We start from the raw sequence: 319 nt of genomic DNA, 5'->3' as shown, positions 1-319 counted from the left end.
GACCGTGGTGACGCCGCCGAGCAGCGCGTAGGGGTGGAGCAGGGTGAGCAGCGTGCCGGTGAACTCGTGGTCGGCGTCGAGCGGGACACCGTGCACGATGTTCGCCAGCGCCACCCCGAGCAGCAGTGCCGCGGCGAGCGACGAGCCGGTCAGCACGCGGTCCAGAACCGGGGCCCAGCGCGGCTCCTTGGCCCGGTACTCCAGTGCGATCCCGCGCAGGATCAGCGCGACGAGCAGCAGCAGGAACGCCAGGTAGAAGCCGGAGAACAGGCTCGCGTACCACTCGGGGAACGCGGCGAAGGTCGCCCCGCCCGCGACG

At 72.1% G+C, this 319-nt stretch carries 1 protein-coding gene; it reads right to left on the bottom strand.

The genetic code is table 11. The features are described 5' to 3' along the window. The coding region (locus DBV35_RS29680) for a cytochrome d ubiquinol oxidase subunit II (RefSeq protein WP_205648962.1) at nt 1-319 on the bottom strand (319 nt) is incomplete at both ends.

The sequence above is a fragment of the Acuticoccus kandeliae genome (assembly GCF_003073115.1).
The sequence above is the reverse complement of the archived record's forward strand: the minus strand, read 5'-3'. Positions and strand labels throughout refer to the sequence as shown.